The 14,613-nt window shown below is 61.4% G+C and carries 21 protein-coding genes; 9 read left to right on the top strand and 12 right to left on the bottom strand.

Features of this window, described 5'->3' with window-relative positions; all coding sequences use genetic code 11:
• Positions 1-258: 258 nt before the first annotated feature.
• The 7 genes from C6A77_RS05750 to C6A77_RS05720 are packed head-to-tail and all read right to left on the bottom strand — an operon-like array spanning position 259 to position 5,036.
• The gene (locus C6A77_RS05750; protein WP_114168420.1) at positions 259-648 is read right to left on the bottom strand and encodes an antiterminator Q family protein; all 390 of its coding nucleotides are present in this window, start codon (positions 646-648) and stop codon (positions 259-261) included.
• Positions 649-659: 11 nt separating this feature from the next.
• On the bottom strand, positions 660-977 hold the full coding sequence (locus C6A77_RS05745) for a hypothetical protein (RefSeq protein WP_114168595.1): 318 nt from the start codon (positions 975-977) through the stop codon (positions 660-662).
• Complete coding sequence (locus C6A77_RS05740; protein WP_114168419.1) at positions 974-1,261, bottom strand: hypothetical protein; 288 nt, start codon at positions 1,259-1,261, stop codon at positions 974-976. Before C6A77_RS05740 ends, C6A77_RS05745 begins: the two co-directional genes overlap by 4 nt.
• A complete protein-coding gene (locus tag C6A77_RS05735; protein ID WP_114168418.1) occupies positions 1,258-2,556 on the bottom strand; it encodes a site-specific integrase in 1,299 nt (432 codons plus the stop codon). The genes C6A77_RS05740 and C6A77_RS05735 overlap by 4 nt, the downstream gene beginning before the upstream one ends.
• Complete coding sequence (locus C6A77_RS05730) at positions 2,553-2,981, bottom strand: VRR-NUC domain-containing protein (RefSeq protein ID WP_114168417.1); 429 nt, start codon at positions 2,979-2,981, stop codon at positions 2,553-2,555. The genes C6A77_RS05735 and C6A77_RS05730 overlap by 4 nt, the downstream gene beginning before the upstream one ends.
• Complete coding sequence (gene dnaB / locus C6A77_RS05725) at positions 2,978-4,357, bottom strand: replicative DNA helicase (RefSeq protein WP_114168416.1); 1,380 nt, start codon at positions 4,355-4,357, stop codon at positions 2,978-2,980. Before dnaB ends, C6A77_RS05730 begins: the two co-directional genes overlap by 4 nt.
• On the bottom strand, positions 4,350-5,036 hold the full coding sequence (locus C6A77_RS05720) for a helix-turn-helix domain-containing protein (RefSeq protein WP_114168415.1): 687 nt from the start codon (positions 5,034-5,036) through the stop codon (positions 4,350-4,352). Before C6A77_RS05720 ends, dnaB begins: the two co-directional genes overlap by 8 nt.
• Positions 5,037-5,672: 636 nt before the next feature.
• On the opposite strand from C6A77_RS05720, the gene C6A77_RS05705 reads away from it, so the two are divergent.
• Positions 5,673-6,494 (top strand): S24 family peptidase, encoded by an 822-nt coding sequence (locus C6A77_RS05705; protein ID WP_114168412.1) that lies wholly within the window; start codon positions 5,673-5,675, stop codon positions 6,492-6,494.
• 44 nt (positions 6,495-6,538) lie between these two features.
• Here the strand turns inward: C6A77_RS05705 and C6A77_RS05700 are convergent, their stop codons facing one another.
• A complete protein-coding gene (locus C6A77_RS05700; protein ID WP_114168593.1) occupies positions 6,539-6,853 on the bottom strand; it encodes a DUF1654 domain-containing protein in 315 nt (104 codons plus the stop codon).
• Positions 6,854-7,281: 428 nt separating this feature from the next.
• Here C6A77_RS05700 and C6A77_RS05695 point away from each other — a divergent pair, with 428 nt between their 5' ends.
• From C6A77_RS05695 to C6A77_RS05675, 5 genes are all read left to right on the top strand, one after another.
• Positions 7,282-7,587, top strand: a complete 306-nt coding sequence (locus C6A77_RS05695) for a hypothetical protein (RefSeq protein ID WP_114168411.1) — start codon at positions 7,282-7,284, stop codon at positions 7,585-7,587.
• Positions 7,588-7,730: 143 nt separating this feature from the next.
• Positions 7,731-8,582 (top strand): ParB N-terminal domain-containing protein, encoded by an 852-nt coding sequence (locus C6A77_RS05690; RefSeq protein ID WP_114168410.1) that lies wholly within the window; start codon positions 7,731-7,733, stop codon positions 8,580-8,582.
• A 6-nt stretch (positions 8,583-8,588) separates the two neighbouring features.
• Positions 8,589-8,972 carry a helix-turn-helix transcriptional regulator gene (locus tag C6A77_RS05685; protein WP_114168409.1) on the top strand — a complete coding sequence of 128 codons (384 nt, stop codon included), beginning with the start codon at positions 8,589-8,591 and terminating at the stop codon, positions 8,970-8,972.
• A 19-nt stretch (positions 8,973-8,991) separates the two neighbouring features.
• Complete coding sequence (locus tag C6A77_RS05680; RefSeq protein WP_114168408.1) at positions 8,992-9,255, top strand: hypothetical protein; 264 nt, start codon at positions 8,992-8,994, stop codon at positions 9,253-9,255.
• On the top strand, positions 9,252-9,710 hold the full coding sequence (locus C6A77_RS05675; RefSeq protein ID WP_114168407.1) for a hypothetical protein: 459 nt from the start codon (positions 9,252-9,254) through the stop codon (positions 9,708-9,710). The genes C6A77_RS05680 and C6A77_RS05675 overlap by 4 nt, the downstream gene beginning before the upstream one ends.
• Positions 9,711-9,795: 85 nt before the next feature.
• Here the strand turns inward: C6A77_RS05675 and C6A77_RS25620 are convergent, their stop codons facing one another.
• Positions 9,796-10,065, bottom strand: coding sequence for a hypothetical protein (locus tag C6A77_RS25620; protein WP_114168406.1), 270 nt, complete (start codon positions 10,063-10,065; stop codon positions 9,796-9,798).
• Positions 10,066-10,179: 114 nt separating this feature from the next.
• Between C6A77_RS25620 and C6A77_RS05665 the strand changes: the two genes are divergently transcribed.
• Positions 10,180-10,770: a hypothetical protein gene (locus C6A77_RS05665; protein WP_241507391.1), complete on the top strand. Its 591-nt coding sequence runs from the start codon at positions 10,180-10,182 to the stop codon at positions 10,768-10,770.
• Between the two features lie 42 nt (positions 10,771-10,812).
• Here the strand turns inward: C6A77_RS05665 and C6A77_RS25265 are convergent, their stop codons facing one another.
• Positions 10,813-11,208 carry a hypothetical protein gene (locus C6A77_RS25265; protein ID WP_133295865.1) on the bottom strand — a complete coding sequence of 132 codons (396 nt, stop codon included), beginning with the start codon at positions 11,206-11,208 and terminating at the stop codon, positions 10,813-10,815.
• Between the two features lie 123 nt (positions 11,209-11,331).
• Between C6A77_RS25265 and C6A77_RS05660 the strand changes: the two genes are divergently transcribed.
• Together C6A77_RS05660 and C6A77_RS25615 are read left to right on the top strand one after the other, a co-directional pair.
• Positions 11,332-13,176: a DNA cytosine methyltransferase gene (locus tag C6A77_RS05660; protein WP_114168404.1), complete on the top strand. Its 1,845-nt coding sequence runs from the start codon at positions 11,332-11,334 to the stop codon at positions 13,174-13,176.
• 9 nt (positions 13,177-13,185) lie between these two features.
• Positions 13,186-13,674 carry a hypothetical protein gene (locus C6A77_RS25615; RefSeq protein WP_114168403.1) on the top strand — a complete coding sequence of 163 codons (489 nt, stop codon included), beginning with the start codon at positions 13,186-13,188 and terminating at the stop codon, positions 13,672-13,674.
• A gap of 6 nt (positions 13,675-13,680) precedes the next feature.
• Here the strand turns inward: C6A77_RS25615 and C6A77_RS25905 are convergent, their stop codons facing one another.
• Both C6A77_RS25905 and C6A77_RS05645 read right to left on the bottom strand, forming a co-directional pair.
• Positions 13,681-13,980 (bottom strand): hypothetical protein, encoded by a 300-nt coding sequence (locus C6A77_RS25905; protein ID WP_114168402.1) that lies wholly within the window; start codon positions 13,978-13,980, stop codon positions 13,681-13,683.
• Positions 13,981-14,114: 134 nt separating this feature from the next.
• Positions 14,115-14,363: a hypothetical protein gene (locus C6A77_RS05645; RefSeq protein ID WP_114168401.1), complete on the bottom strand. Its 249-nt coding sequence runs from the start codon at positions 14,361-14,363 to the stop codon at positions 14,115-14,117.
• Between the last annotated feature and the right edge of the window lie 250 nt (positions 14,364-14,613).

The following is a 14,613-nucleotide window of genomic DNA, read 5'->3' as shown; positions in this document are numbered from 1 at the left end:
TATTGGTGCGGAGGGCCGGAGCTTCCCGGCTTGTTGGTCTGGCTCGCTGGGTCACGTACCCCAGACTCTCATCGCGTAGCCGATCAGGGAGCGCACGGCTTTGATCGACGCCACTACCGACTTAGCCCAGCTGCCTGGGCGGGTCATCCGCAAAAGCGAAAAACCCCGACACAATGGCCGGGGTTCGTCTGTGTCGCGTTGCTTGCAAGCTGGACACGCTGCTATGAAAACAGGTGTTTATCCGCGCGGAAAGCTTTTTTATGCAGCTTCGCGTAATCGCTCCAGGGCGCAATCGATCCAGGCCACTCCAGTGTTGATCAGCTCGCGCGCCTTGGCTTCACCCATCTTGTGCTCACGGGCGATCCGCAGCGCCGGCCATTTAGCGCCGAAGTACAGCCAGACGAAACCGCCCAACTGCGGGTTGCGCTTGTTCAGCCTGGCTACGGCGCCGTCCACCGCAAGTGCTAGGTCGTCCGTGATCACGTATTGCTTGAGCCCTCCTTCCGCTGGAGCGTGCTCCTTCATAAGCGCATACAGCGGACATACATAGTAAGGCACGCCCATGGCATCCATGCGCCACCAGCCCCATTGCTCAAGCATGTAAGCGGTGTCACCAAGGGCCTTATCTACGTAGGTTCGTTTTTTCATGTCTTTCCCCCTCAATCCCCGGTGTAATTGGTGCCGCCGGCGCCGCGCCGGTTGCTTCCCTGATATGTAGCCTCAGGCCCGGATGCCTGAGGGTTCTTCAACTGCTCGATCTGCCTGAGCGCTGCCCGAAGCCGAATGCTGAGCTGGGTCACCAGTTCATCCAGGGCCAGGGCCTCGCCGGTTGCAGCCGCCACAAAGCCCGAGGTGTTGCAGTGGTCGCATGGCAGTTCGTGAAACACACCCTGAGTGACCGCTCTCCCACGGCACAAAGGGCACTTGTCCAGCTCGATCACGACCTTCTTGAAGGCTGGGCCGTGCTTCTTCATCAGCCGACCACCTTGAAGCCTTGGGCACGCAACGACTTTTCGGCCACCTGGCGCGCCCACGCTGCGTCCGGGTCACCCATCTGGACGGGGAACGGATTGGTCACGCGCATCGCTTCACGGCATGCCAACCAGCCTTCCCGGCGGGCCTGGAAGACAACTTCTTCGGCAGCCATCCAACAGCCCTCGCAAGTGACGACGTAATCGCCAACAGAAGGATCCCACTTGATGCCAACCGGGACCGGGAAGCGGCGCTCGAACTCGGCGCGGTTCTTGTCGTCGTTCTTCATTTCGAATCCTCGCTAATTACAAATTCGGCAAGGTCGCTGGACGCCCTGTGTTCCGCTGGCTGGGCCGAATTCTGTGAAATTCCCGATAAGGCCTTGGTAAGGCCGTGAATGGCACCAAAGCCGATGCCGTCTAACCAGGCGTGCCACTTCTCCAGGGCCGCCCGGCGTTGCTGCATGGCCTGGGTGTGGATGTAGGTGCTGGCGATCTTCCCCAGCGTGTGGTTCAGCAGCATCTCGCCGATGTGGCCGTCGATGCCGAGGTCGGTCCAGGTGGTACGGGACACCTTGCGCAGGTCGTGGCTGGTCCACTGGCCCTGCCCCAGTCGGGTGAACACCATGCTTGCCTGGGTTTCGCTCAGCGGCAGGCCACGGCGGTTCGGGAACAGGTACACGCCCTCGTAGCCACGGGCCTGCTGGATCGTCCGGTACCGGGTCAGCAGCGCCGCCACCTGGGTGGTCAGCGGCAGGCGATGCTCGGTGCGGGTCTTGGTGTTCGCCGCCGGAATGAACCACTCGGCGGCGGCCAGGGAAATCTCGCTCCAGCGCGCCATGCGGGTCTCACCGATCCGGGTGCCGTGGGCCAGCATCATCAGGGCCAGCATGGCGTCCCCAGGATCCCGCTCGAAGGCCTGGGCAAGTTGCTGCATCAGCTCGGGCAGCTGCACGCCGCGCAGCCGGGCCGCCTTAGGCAGGATGCGGGCCTTGGTGAAATCGTTGAAGCGCATCCCGGCCATCGGGTTCCGGTCGATCAGCCCCAGCTGCAGGGCCTGGCGGAACGCGGTCAGCAGCAGCGCGAACATCTGCCGCAAGTAGGACAACGACACTTCGGCCTGGCACGGCCACATCAGGTGCTTGTCCAGCGCCTCGGCACTCACACTGGCCACGGCTAGGTCATCCAGGCGCGGCTTCAGGTGCTGGGCAATGGCGGATCGGGCGCCGGCCTTGCGCTTCGCCGACAGCGAACGATCACGGGCCATGCGGTCGCCGTACCAGTCGAGCAGCTGGCCCACGGTGGCCATGCCTGACACCACGTTCGCGGTGGCCGGGTCGCGCAGCAGGCGCTGACGCAGCGCGGGCAGTTCGGCAATCACCGCCGCCACGCTCAGCTCGGGCCACCGGGCGACCGGAACCCATTTCTTGCCGCGCACCAGGTGCCAGGTACCGCGTTCGCGGTTACTCCAGAAGCGTAGGTACAGCCCGGGGTGACGCGGGTCGCGCAAGTCACGCACCGACTTGTCGGCGGCCTGCCGGCGCACCTCGGCTTCGCTCAGTTTCACTTCCCGGGTAGCACTCATGCGGCCACCGTCGCAGGCAGCAGCAGGTAGGCCCGGATGGCTTCAACCGCGTCGATGTTGCCCCGGCACACGATGGCCAGATAGCCCTGGGCGGCGAGCGCCTGCAGGTAAGCATCCTGGCTCGGCGACACAGGAGCATCGAACGGCGGCTTGGCCTTGAACTCGATGTACAGGCCGAAATACCCACCCCGCGCCATCGGCAGCACCAGGTCGGGTACGCCCGCCTTCACCCCCTGCCCCTTCAGCTTGGCGGCCACGGCCTTGACCCGGTGCCCGCCGTTCGGCACGTGGTAGATCAACTTGTAGGCCTGCGGGTAGCGCAACTGCAGCTCCTGCATCAGCGCGGCCTGCTCCTGCCCTTCCCGGTCGACGGGCTTGGCGCGGGCCGGCTTGGCCTTGAACGGGCGAAGGGCGGGTGCTGTCATGCGACTTCCTTGCGTGCGTAGCGGGCCGACAACGGCCGCTCGGATTGGCTTGGGGCCTTGGCCGGCGGCTGCCAACTGGCCGAGAGGGTTTCGAAGCGGTTGTATTGGCCTAGGAAGGCAGCCCGGACGGTGCCGGTCTCGATGTCGCGGCCCTTGCCGACAATGATCTCGGCAACGCCCTTGAACTCGCTGTTTTCGTGGTAGACCTCGTCGCGGTACACGAACAGGATCACATCGGCGTCCTGCTCGATGGCGCCCGACTCGCGAAGGTCGGAGTTCACCGGGCGCTTGTTGGGGCGCTCCTCGCACTTGCGGGAGAGCTGGCTCAGCAGCACGACAGGGATACCCAGCTCGCGGGCCAGCAGCTTGCAGCCGCGGCTGATGCTGCTGACCGCTTCGGTACGATTGCCACCCTCGCCGTCCATCAGCTGCAGGTAGTCAATCATCAGGATGTCCAGGCCGTACCGCATCTTGTGCCGGCGTGCCAGCGAGCGGATGCGGCCCACCGTGGCGGCGGCGCGGTCGGCGATGAACAGGTTGGCGTGCTTCAGCTTGGCCGCGGCAGCACAAAGCTCGGCGCCATGCGACTCACAGGCTGAGCCGTTTTTGATCAGGTTGAGCGGAATCCGGCCTTCAGCGGCGACGGCGCGGTCAATGAGCTGGCCATTGCTCATCTCTAGACTGATGACCAGGCCGGACTTCTTCTGGCGCACCACAGCGTCCAGTACGAAGCCCATGGCCAAGGTGGTTTTTCCCATGGCTGGACGGCCCGCCACGATGATCAACTGCTCTGGCTGCAGGCCACCCAGTTTCTCGTCCAGGTCAGTCAAGCCGGTCGACAGGCCGATCAGCGTCTCGCCGCGTGACAGCCGGTCGTGACGCTCCTGCCACACCTCCAGCTGGTCGGCCATCAGGTCGGCTGCCTTCACGACCTCATCACCATCACCGCCAGCGTCAATGCCCATGGCCGCCGCCTGCACGGCCGCGATCTTGTCTTGGATGTCGCCGCTGCCTTGCACGATCTCCAGGGTGCGGTCGCTCAGCTCGTACAAGGCGCGCTCAATGGCCCGCTCGCGAACGATACCGGCATAGGTGCCCGCGCTGGCCACGCTCGGGGTGTTGGCCACCAGGGATGCACAATGGCCGAGAGCACGGTCGCCGTTGTGTAGCACGCCGATCTGATCGGCCACGGTCAGCAGGTCGACAGACTTGCCGGCAGCGCGCAGCGCCAGGATGCCACGGAATACCTCAGCGTTCTCCGCAAAGTAGAACGACTCAGGCGACAGGTCGTCGGACAGGGTGTCGATCAGTTCCGGGCGCTGCAGCATCGCGCCCAACAGGCCATGTTCGGCCTCAGCGTTGTAGGGCTCACGCATGGTAATTGCCCTCCACCACCTTCACGAAGTTGGACGGAGCAATCAGCCAGTCGAAGGTGGCGCGGAACGGCGCAGCGCCGAACTTACCCGCAGCACGCCCCATCAGGAAGTCGGACCTGGCTACGTCGGCGAAGTACTCGGCCCAGAATTCGAGGCTCTGGTGAACAGCGCTTTGATTCCAACGAGCACGGAGTTGCTTCTTGCGCGCCTCGGACACAAGCACCACTGCAGGCAGGGCCGGCGAAAGAACTCGGTTGAACAGATCAACGATGTCCTGAACCGGGCAAGACGGGGAGCGCGGAACGCGTTCGCCATCAGGTGACGGTTCAATTGACGGTTCCTTTACGGTTCTGGGGGCATCTGGTGCCGGGGTGGGGGGCATCTCCTGCCGGGGTGATGGGGCATCTGGTGCCGGGGGGCATATCGTGCCGGGGGCATATGCTGCCGGGGTGATCGTGTACCAGGTGGATCGACCGAAACGCTGATGACTTTGCAGCAGGCTGGACTCCTCAAGCCAGCGCAGCGCATTGCGGACAGCGCGCTCCGACAGACATGTGCGGGCACCAATCGTGGCTACGGAGGGCCAGCAAACGCCGTCGTCGTTGGCATTGTCGGCCAGGGAAATCAGCACAGCCTTCTGCGCTGGGCTCATGCCTTGCAGCGGCCAGCAGGCCGTCATGACTACGGTGCTCACGCCTCACCCCCGTACAGCGATGCCCGCAAGTGCTCGACACACTCCCGGCGGAGCGCGGCTTTCGAGGCATCTGCGTACTGGAGGCGAATCATTCGCGCGGCATAAAGTGCGGCGGATTTGTGGTAGGACTTCTGGTGCGAAACGGCCAAGGGTGCGGTGTTGCTTGCATCCATTGCAGAGTGCATAATCGACCTCGATGTTTGTTGTAGAGAAGCCGCCCTGCCAGGCGGTTTTTTTTCGCCTGCCTTTCCAGTACTGGATGGATTCGCAGGTGTTTCAGTCATCTACTGGCGCAATGCCAGGTTTTGCATAATTCCTACCGTCAAACGGCGCTTTTCAGAGAATCGACGCGTGGAACGTCTTGTCGTCTAGCGACCAGCTTCCCGCCTGACTCCTTCTCCAAAACGCATTGCATTGGGTAGGAGAAACCACCAGCCGCCCGGCACTGGGACACACGGCTACTGGAAACGCCGAGAGCTTCACCAATGGCGCGGCCGGTTCGGAAATGGTTCAGGGCTTCGTCAAAGGTCATTGATGTCTCTCCGATGTCTTCGGCGAGTTTAGAGTTCTTAACACAACAAGGCAAGTTATCTAAACTTCTAAAGGTTTAGAATCCTAAATATGGAATTCAAAGACCGCGTTATCGCGCGCATGAAGGAGCTGAACCTCAGTTCCACCGACCTCAGCAAACTGTCTGGCGTGTCCAAGGCAACCGTGAGTTTCTGGATCAACGGAACGAACGGCGCCAAGGGCAAAAACCTGCTCGCCTTGGCAAAAGCGCTAGAGTGCTCAGCACAATGGCTGTCGGACGGTACTGGCCAGGCTACTGACCAGCCATCATCTGCCAGCTCTTCATTGACTACTGCAGAACTGGTTGCGCAGATGCTGGCCTCCAAGGCCGGGAAGAACCTTTCCGAAAAGGCACGCGAGGTGATGATGGCAGCCGCGGCTGAGGCTGATAGCCCGGATCAGGGCCAAGAGTACCTGCCTGCTGCCTACTCGAGCCTCAAACCCACCCAGGAAGAGATCCTCATCCCTCAGTACGACGTTCGGGCAGCCATGGGCCACGGCCAGGTTCCGGCCGACTACAACGAGGCCGTTCGTAACCTGGTGGTGCGCGAGGAGGTACTGCGCGAGAAAGGCGTCACCTACACCGCTCCCTCGGCACTGGCGATGATTACCGGCTGGGGCCAGAGCATGGAAGGCACGATCAACGACAAGGACCTCGTCATTGTCGATCGCGGGATCAACGAGTTCATCGGTGAAGGTATCTACGTGATCACCTGGCACCAAGAGCTGTATATCAAGCGCCTGATGCGCCTCGATGAGGACCACTTCCGCCTGATATCGGACAACAAGCACTACGAGAACCAGACCGCGCGGATCGATGACGTTACGGTGCACGCGAAGGTTTTGCTGATATGGAACGCCAAGAAGGCGTGACCTATCCCAGGAAGCCCGCATAGCGCGGGCTTTTTCTTGCGCGCTTAGAACGGCGCCAGCTCCTCGATCGCGACGAACTCCTCCTGGTTCTGCGCTCGAGGGTCATCATCCGAGAATGCCTCCCAACGCAGCGTAACCGAGGCATCCTCCTCGTTGAATTCCATTTCTATCCCGTCAGTTTCCTTGAGAATCCCCATCACCTCTTCCCACTCCCGGTCACCGTCGGTGTCCAGGCGGTGAATCACGACCCATCGCTGCTGCTGCGCAATCGGGTGATTGATCATCGATGACACCCGAAGACCCAGGCGCTCCACATCCGACATAACCGCTCTTTCCTGCTGCTTCTGGGGCCTTGCCATCTGACACTCCACTAACTGTATATCCATACAGGGATCACGCAAGATTAGCCGATCTCCTACGGAGCCGGAAGTCTTGACATTGCACGGTCTGCAGGGGCGTCCACTCGCCTCGCCTGTTTAGATTTCTAAAATAAATCTTGACGCTATCCGTTTAGTTTTCTAAATTCACATCAGGCAGTCACTCACGAGGGACTGCAGAGGCCCGCACCGGCCGCCGCTCTTTACACAACTCGACACCCGTCACCCTCAGCGGCAAATGAGGGCAGCAGCTGCCTCATGCAGTGAGCTGGGTTCAGGTAACCAAGTGGCGCGCATGCCAATGCGGGGAAGCGCGTAGCCCAGAGAGCGATGGGCGCCTGGATCACTTCGATTTCACTGGCTGGCCTTGGCGACAGGGCCAGACGGGAAATCAACCCGAGGGCATCACCGTGAACAAAGAAGAAATTTACGACGAGCAAATCAGCCCGCTGATGCAGAACATCATCGCCGTTTGTCGTGACCACGGCATTGCAATGATCGCCAGCTTCAACATCGCCCACGATGGTGAGGGCCCGAACGGCGAAGACTGCTCCCGCCTGACCTGCACCTCCCATCTGCCTGATGGTGAAGGCGCTTTCGACGAGCGCTTCAGCAAGGCCGCCGTAGCGATCCAGCGAAGCGCGCCGCATCACATCAGCATGCACATCGCAACACAGCACGCCGATGGCACCCGCACTCTGGCGGCTGTCATTTGATTCCCTGATAGCCGGAAAGACGGCCCGATCACCTGGTTCCCCATCACCAGGCTGCATCGGTCGTGGCGTTCGCCCTCCCCTGGTCCGGGAGGCCCACGGCAGCGAGCGTCACGACCAATGCAGCCCAACGGAAGTGAACTCAAATGGCGAAGTCGTTCAAGCAAATGATCAAGGATGGCGAGGTGCGGCGCGCCGATGCCATGAAGGTTCAACTCGAGGACCTGCACGAAGAGCCTGGTTTCAACCTCCGCACCGAAGGCGACGCGCTCGAGGCGAGCATCAGCTCTCTCGCAGAATTCGTCGCGGCGGGCGGCCAGATTCCTCCGCTGGAAGTTCGCCCGAGGGCGGAAGGCGGTGTTTGGCTTGTCGATGGCCACCGCCGGCGCCGTGCGCTGCTGAAGCTCGATGCGGAAGGCCGGCTTCCTCGGACGCCCAACAAAGACAGGCCCGAAGTGCTGGAAGCCTGGGTGCCCGTGATCGCGTTCGAAGGCAGTGATGCCGATCGGGTAGCACGCATCATCACCAGCCAGGAAAACGAAAAGCTTTCCCCTCTTGAGCTGGCTGAAGGCTACAAGCGGCTCCGCGCTTTCGGCTGGTCGGTGGAGCAGATCGCCACGAAGGTTGGAAAGACCCGGCAGCATGTCGAACAGGTTCTCACCGTGGGCAATGCAAACACGGATGTGCAGAACCTGGTAGCCGCCGGCCACGTTTCGGCGACTACAGCTGCTCAGGTTGTTCGAGAACACGGCGACGGCGCCGGAAAGGTTTTGGGCGCCGAGCTGAAAAAAGCCCAGGCAAGCGGCAAGAAGCGAGTAACAGCCGGCTCTATGAAGGGCCCTTCGATCCCGAAGCCTCGGCTAGACGCCGTGCATGTTGCATCACGCAATCTAATTGCATCGCTGGACTCGATCGACGAGGACAGCCGATCACTCACCATCCCCACCGCGCTCGTCCTGCAGCTGCGCGAAGCCTTGGACGGCGCTAAACCGAGGTAGCACCTCATGGACACGATTACTTGCGGCTCATGGATTGGCCAGCTCGGTAAGGCGCTGGCACCCCGCGAGCTCGAAGCACTTTTGTGGGTGGCCCAAGGCCTCACCACCAAGGAAATCGCCCGCCAGATGGCGGTCAGCCCGGGCACCGTGGCCAACCGCATCGAAGCCGCGCTGTTCAAGCTGGAAGCCGGGCGCCGCATCGAGGCGGTCACGAAGGCCATGCGGCAGCAGATCATTAGCCCGCTGTGCATCGCCCTCGCCGGCCTCATCGCCATGCACTCGGTCATCAACGACAGCGACCCGATGCGCCGCGACCGCCGCGCGCCGGAGCGCCGCACCGCCCAAGTTCGAATCGTTCGCAAGGCCGAGGCCTTCGAACACCAAGCCTGACCCCACCGAGGATCATCCCATGCAGACAGCAATGCACCCTGCTTTCGAGCAGAAGATTGCCGTGCTCGCGGCCCTGCTCGAGCGCAGCAAGTCAGCCAGGACTGAGGCGCACGCCAAGGTCGGCCAGCCGGCCCCGCGCTACCAGGCTTCGGGCAAGGGCGGCATGTGGGATGTGGTGGAGATCGCCACCGGCGCCGTGCAAGGGTTCGCCTACAGCTACAAGGCGGCGATGCGCTTTGTCGATGCCTGCGAGGCCGGGGCGGCGACAGGCGCGCGGCAATGAGCAAGCGCAAGCCACACAACATGCGGGCACGCCTGGAGCGGACGTACCGGGCCCTGGTCTCGGCCAACCACGCCGCCGTGGTGAACATCGATCCCAGCGGCCAGCAGGTGCTGATCAACTGGAAGAATCTCAAGCAGATCTGCGTACGCCAGGTGGTTGATGCCGTGTGCGACATCCCGCACCGATGGACCATCTACTTGAGCGTGCTTTGCCGGACAGAACTCGGCGAGCGGTACCACAAGTCGATCGAGGTCGCGCCGCAGGGTAACTACCGGGCCGACCACCTGACCAACGTAATCGAGATTACCTACGCCGACCTGCGGGCCACGGCCAACCCTAACCACTTGGTCGCGGCCGGCTGGATCGCCATACCCACCGACACAACGCTCGACGAAGCAGAGGCCGCAAAGATCTTTGCCGCTGTCGGGGCCTGGAATCAGCAGAAAGCAGCATAAACCGCATCACCGCACGCGTCCGGCACGGCCGGCGCCAGCAGCACATCAAAATGCCACCGAGCGGCCTGGTAAAAACTGCCAGCTGCTATTGAATACCTACATCGACCGACCACACAGGCTCGCCATCTTCAGGGCCGCTGTCGGAAACGAAAGCAACCTGCACATGCGGGTTGCGCTTGCGGAAGTCTTCATCGAGATAGGCCTGTGGCTCTGCAAACTCAAGTACCACCAGGTCATCACCGCGACGCTTGATTCGATTGAATGTAAGGCCTCCGTCGAACTCCAGAATATCGTCGTCAGGAATCCCTTGAAGTCGACGTTTCAACTCGCCAACCGTAAATGTCTGATCGCTCATCAACCGCTCCTTGTCGCCCGGCCTCATGCCGGTCACCCGTAATACCCCATCCCAAACCAAATTGCCACCATGCCGCATCCGGCCACGGAGGGCGGCGCATGCATGGAGAAAGCCATGAGCGATACCAACGCCAGCCCGAGTCTGGCAACCGGCCACCCGATGGGCGCAGACACCTGGCAGGACTTCGTCGCCCGCCTTCGCCACCACTGTAATGGCCAGGGCGTGAAGTGGCACCACACGGCATGCGCGCTGTTCACCGTGCAGCAGAAGCGAATCGACTACGGCTATGAGGCTGACTACGCCGAGGGCCTGGCGGTCTGCCTGGAAGACAACAGATGGTTCAGCCCTGAGGAATACTGGGCAGATCTCGACGAGGACGAGCAAGTAGAACTCAATCAGGCGGTCCAGGCCAGAAACGAGTGCGATTTTCTGGAGCTTGATACCGATGATCAGTGGGAAATCTTGGGCGAACTTGACGACCACACGGTCACCGGCTGGAACAAGCGTTGGGAAATCGTGAACAGCCACTTTACCAAGGAAGCGGCCGAGGCCTTCATTCGCCGGAAGCAGCACGACTATCCCGAGCTACGGGTTTACGTCGAGTCGCAGTACTACGCCTGGGAGTTCGAAGCGATCAAGGCCGCCATCCTCGACGGCACGCTGGTCTACCAGCCAAAGCCTGCGGCTGAAGACGCCGCCGCCTGACCCTCCGGCGCTGCCCGCCAGCGGCAACTAGATAGAGCCCCGCTACAGCACCACGCGGTGACCATCAAAAGGGCAGAACCTAGGAGACGTTGCGACATTGCTTTGGAAGATGACAAGCGCCTCGGCTGCTATACCGGGAAGTCCGCGAAAAGCTTCCATTTTGCGTTTTCCTGCAATTCGGTGTTCTGGACCGAAACTCGCGATATCCGCCGTCAAAAGAGCATTTGCCAGGTAGACCACTAGGTCGCAGATATGAATGTCCTCGCCACGCTCAGCAGGATTGTCCAAAAGCAACTCAATTATGCGGGCACGGTAAGTCCACCAGCGCACATCATCCTCCAGATCAACCAGCCGCTCATACGCTTCCGCCAGCAGCAGCTGGAGCTGTAGTCGCTCGGTCTCGCTCAGGGGCCGCCATTCCAGCTCATTGATAAACACCCATCCTCCCAATGCCGAAGCCGTCCGTTTCGCTTCAGTTTGGCACATCAATTCAATAAGCGGCGCTGCCCGCCAGCGCCTTCCCCTCTCAAACGATGAACGCCTCCCCGGCGAGGATCACCAATGCCCATTACCTACGGAAGCGTCTGCAGCGGCATTGAAGCTGCGACCGAGGCCTGGCACCCGCTGGGCTGGCGTGCCGACTGGTACGCCGAGATCGAGCCGTTCCCATGCGCTTTGCTGGCCTACCACTACCCTGAGACGCCGAACCATGGCGACATGACCTGTCTGGCTGCCATGGTGCTGTCCGGAAAGATCCCGGCGCCCGATGTCCTGGTCGGCGGAACACCCTGCCAGGCCTTCAGCGTGGCCGGCATGCGGGAAGGCCTAGCCGACCCCCGCGGCGCCCTTACCATCAAATACGTGGAGCTGTTCGATGCAATTGACCATGTTCGATCCATGCGAGGAGAGCCCGAGGCCGTCTGCCTCTGGGAAAACGTCCCCGGCGTCCTCTCCGACAAAGGCAACGCGTTTGGCTGCTTCCTCGGCGCCCTGGTGGGCGAATCCGAAGAACTCCAACCGCCAGGGGGCAAATGGAAGGACGCTGGTTGTGTGTATGGACCCACGCGAACAGTCGCATGGCGGGTTCTGGATGCCCAATATTTCGGCCTGGCCCAACGACGCCGTCGTGTGTTCGTTGTCGCAAGTGCTCGAGCAGGGTTCGATCCCCTCGAAGTACTTTTTGAGCGCGAAGGCGTGCGTCGGGATACTGCGCCGCGCCGAGGCGAGGGGCAAGACGTTGCCGGCCGAGCTCCATTCGGCCCTGCACTCCAGTGCGGCTGCGGATGGATCTTCGATCTAGGCCTGGGCCAGTACGGATGCCCAAATTGCGAGGGCGAAGACGGGCCGGCAGTCGAGGTCTTGGCTGGCGTGCCGGCATATGGCGGCCACGGCCTCCAGGGAAATGTCAGCCAGGCCGCCACACTGACGGCCAACGACACTCGCTTGGACATAGAGAGCGAGACCTTCTGTATTGCCCCATCGCTCCGGGCGCAGCCAAACGCAAGCCACCGGCTCGACTCCGACGCTTACGTGACCGGAACCTTGAGCTCCAGAGCCAGCGCGGGCGGCGGCCTCGGTATTGATTTTGACCTGGCTGGCGGCCTACAGGTAACCGGAACCCTCCAGGCAAACGGCAAGGCGGCCGGCAGTGCCACCCAACAGGACGCTGAGAACGGCATGCTGGTAGTGCACGGGACGCAGGATCCATGTGTCCTGCAAGGCATGGCTCATACGCTGGGCAGGAATAGCGGACAAGAGAATGTGGTTCTGGCATTTGCCGAGAACAGCAGAGCGGAAGTGAGGCTTGAAGGCGGGGATGGCCAGGTAGTTGGAACTCTGTCTGCCGGCGGCGGCAAGGCTGGCCAAGGTCAGCCCTGCATCGCCTTCAGTTGCAAGGATCACGGCGCCGACGCCGGGCACCTCGCCCCAACACTTCGAGCCATGGGTCACGGCGCCAGCCACCCCAACGCCGGCGGCCAGGTCGCGGTGTGCGTCACTGGCGAGGTAACTCATACGCTGAAGGCCGAAGGCTTCGACGCCAGTGAAGATGGTACTGGGCGCGGTCAGCCGATCATCGCCCACGCAATTCAAGCCGGAGCACTCCGTGAGAATCCCTCCAGCGGGCCAGATGGAGTAGGAGTTCAGGCCGACCACGCCTACACCCTCGAAGCTCGGGCGGAAGTGCAAGCGGTCCAGGCAAACGCCCACGTGCGTCGGCTCACCCCGCGCGAGTGCGAATGGCTCCAGGGCTTCCCTGGCGACCACACCCGAATCCCCTATCGCGGCAAGCCCGCCAATGAATGCCCGGATGGCCCGCGCTACAAGGCGATCGGCAACAGTAAGGCCGTGTTCGTCGTCCGCTGGATCGGCCGGCGCATCCAACAACAACTTGAACGTCTCGCTTGAGGTATCCCCATGCCCACAGAAAACCGATCCAGCAACACAGAGTTGGTCAGCGATAGCGAAATGACCGAGTGCCAGTTCCACAACAACTGCGGCGGCTGGTGCGAGACGCGCCGCGAACTGGAACACAACCTGTGCGAGCACTGCCTTGAATCGCATGACGAGGAAATGGCCGAGCCAGCGCCAGCCCCGCAGCCCCACGCCGATCCCGAAAGCTACCCACCATGTGACTACTGCGGCACATCGCCCGGCTACCACCCATGGCACGGCAGCGGAATGCTGAATGGCGTCGAGAATCGGCACATCCATGCATGCAACGATTGCCGCCGGCAGCTGCCATCGCACCCAGGACAGCCCCACCCCGACCCAATAGCCTGGATGGTTGGTACTGCCTTCTGGTGGACCAAAGAAGAGGCTGAGCGGGATGCGGCCGAGGTTGGCCAGACTGTGGTCGGCCTGGGACCTATGACCGAGTGCAGCTGCGCCAGGCGACAGTACTGAGGCTGCTCACCTCGACACGACCTTGCGGGACGGCGTTTGGGCTTCGCTTGCTATTTGGCGAGCACGCCCGACACCCCAAGCCATCGCCCGCGTCATGGTTTCGCCTGGGCGGGAGTCGAAGCTCTCTTCGTGGGTCAGCGCTCCGCTGGGGCCGTAAATACCGATGAACATTTGGGTCGCGCCGATTCTCGAAAGGCGGACCTGGACATCGATTTGCGAACCGTCACTCAACGTTTCGGTGTGGGTCCTAGTGTGTAATTTGGGATCGCCCCACTTCCAGAAGCACTCACCACGTTCCCTTACCATCGTCCGAAGTCCCTAGCTGTTATGAGCTTATTTCTTACCGCAACAACTAAATTGATTCAACTTATTTGACGCCAAATATATGGCTAGCGGACAACCGGAAAAACTTATACAAAGCACGACTCTATGTATAAGCATCAAGCGGGGCGGACTTCATCTGAATCCGTATCACGGCTCGCTTCGATCCCTAGGTTATGCAAATCAGGCGAATCAAGCGTAGCGGCAAAGCTCATCCACTTTTCGAAGATTTCCCTATGTAGCGCCTGAGTTTCCTTCCACGACAGGCTCCCAATGCGTCCATAGGCTATTTGATTCATGATCGAAGACGTCACGGCATCCAACTCTCTGAGGAGCTGGTAAGCAGTAAACTTTTTTTCCAATGGCATTTGTCATCTCGCAAGGCAGCAGAAGTCAAACCTGCATGGGTGCTGGGACAGCACTCTAGTAGTTTTTACTCCCTGTCACCGTCGATTGGCGCCTGCTGGGCGTCTAACATCGGTGAGCATCCCTGCCCAACTGTCATGCTACCTCATTCAGCTTAATAACTTGCCAAGTAATGGTGGCCAAGGCGACGACATGCCGATAAACCGTTACATCATAGGCGACCTCCAGACGGACCATGATTATGTTCAAGGT

It is taken from the genome of Pseudomonas sp. AFG_SD02_1510_Pfu_092 (genome assembly GCF_003331055.1).
Taxonomy (GTDB): Bacteria; Pseudomonadota; Gammaproteobacteria; order Pseudomonadales; family Pseudomonadaceae; genus Aquipseudomonas.
This window is presented reverse-complemented; position numbering and strand designations above follow the sequence as displayed.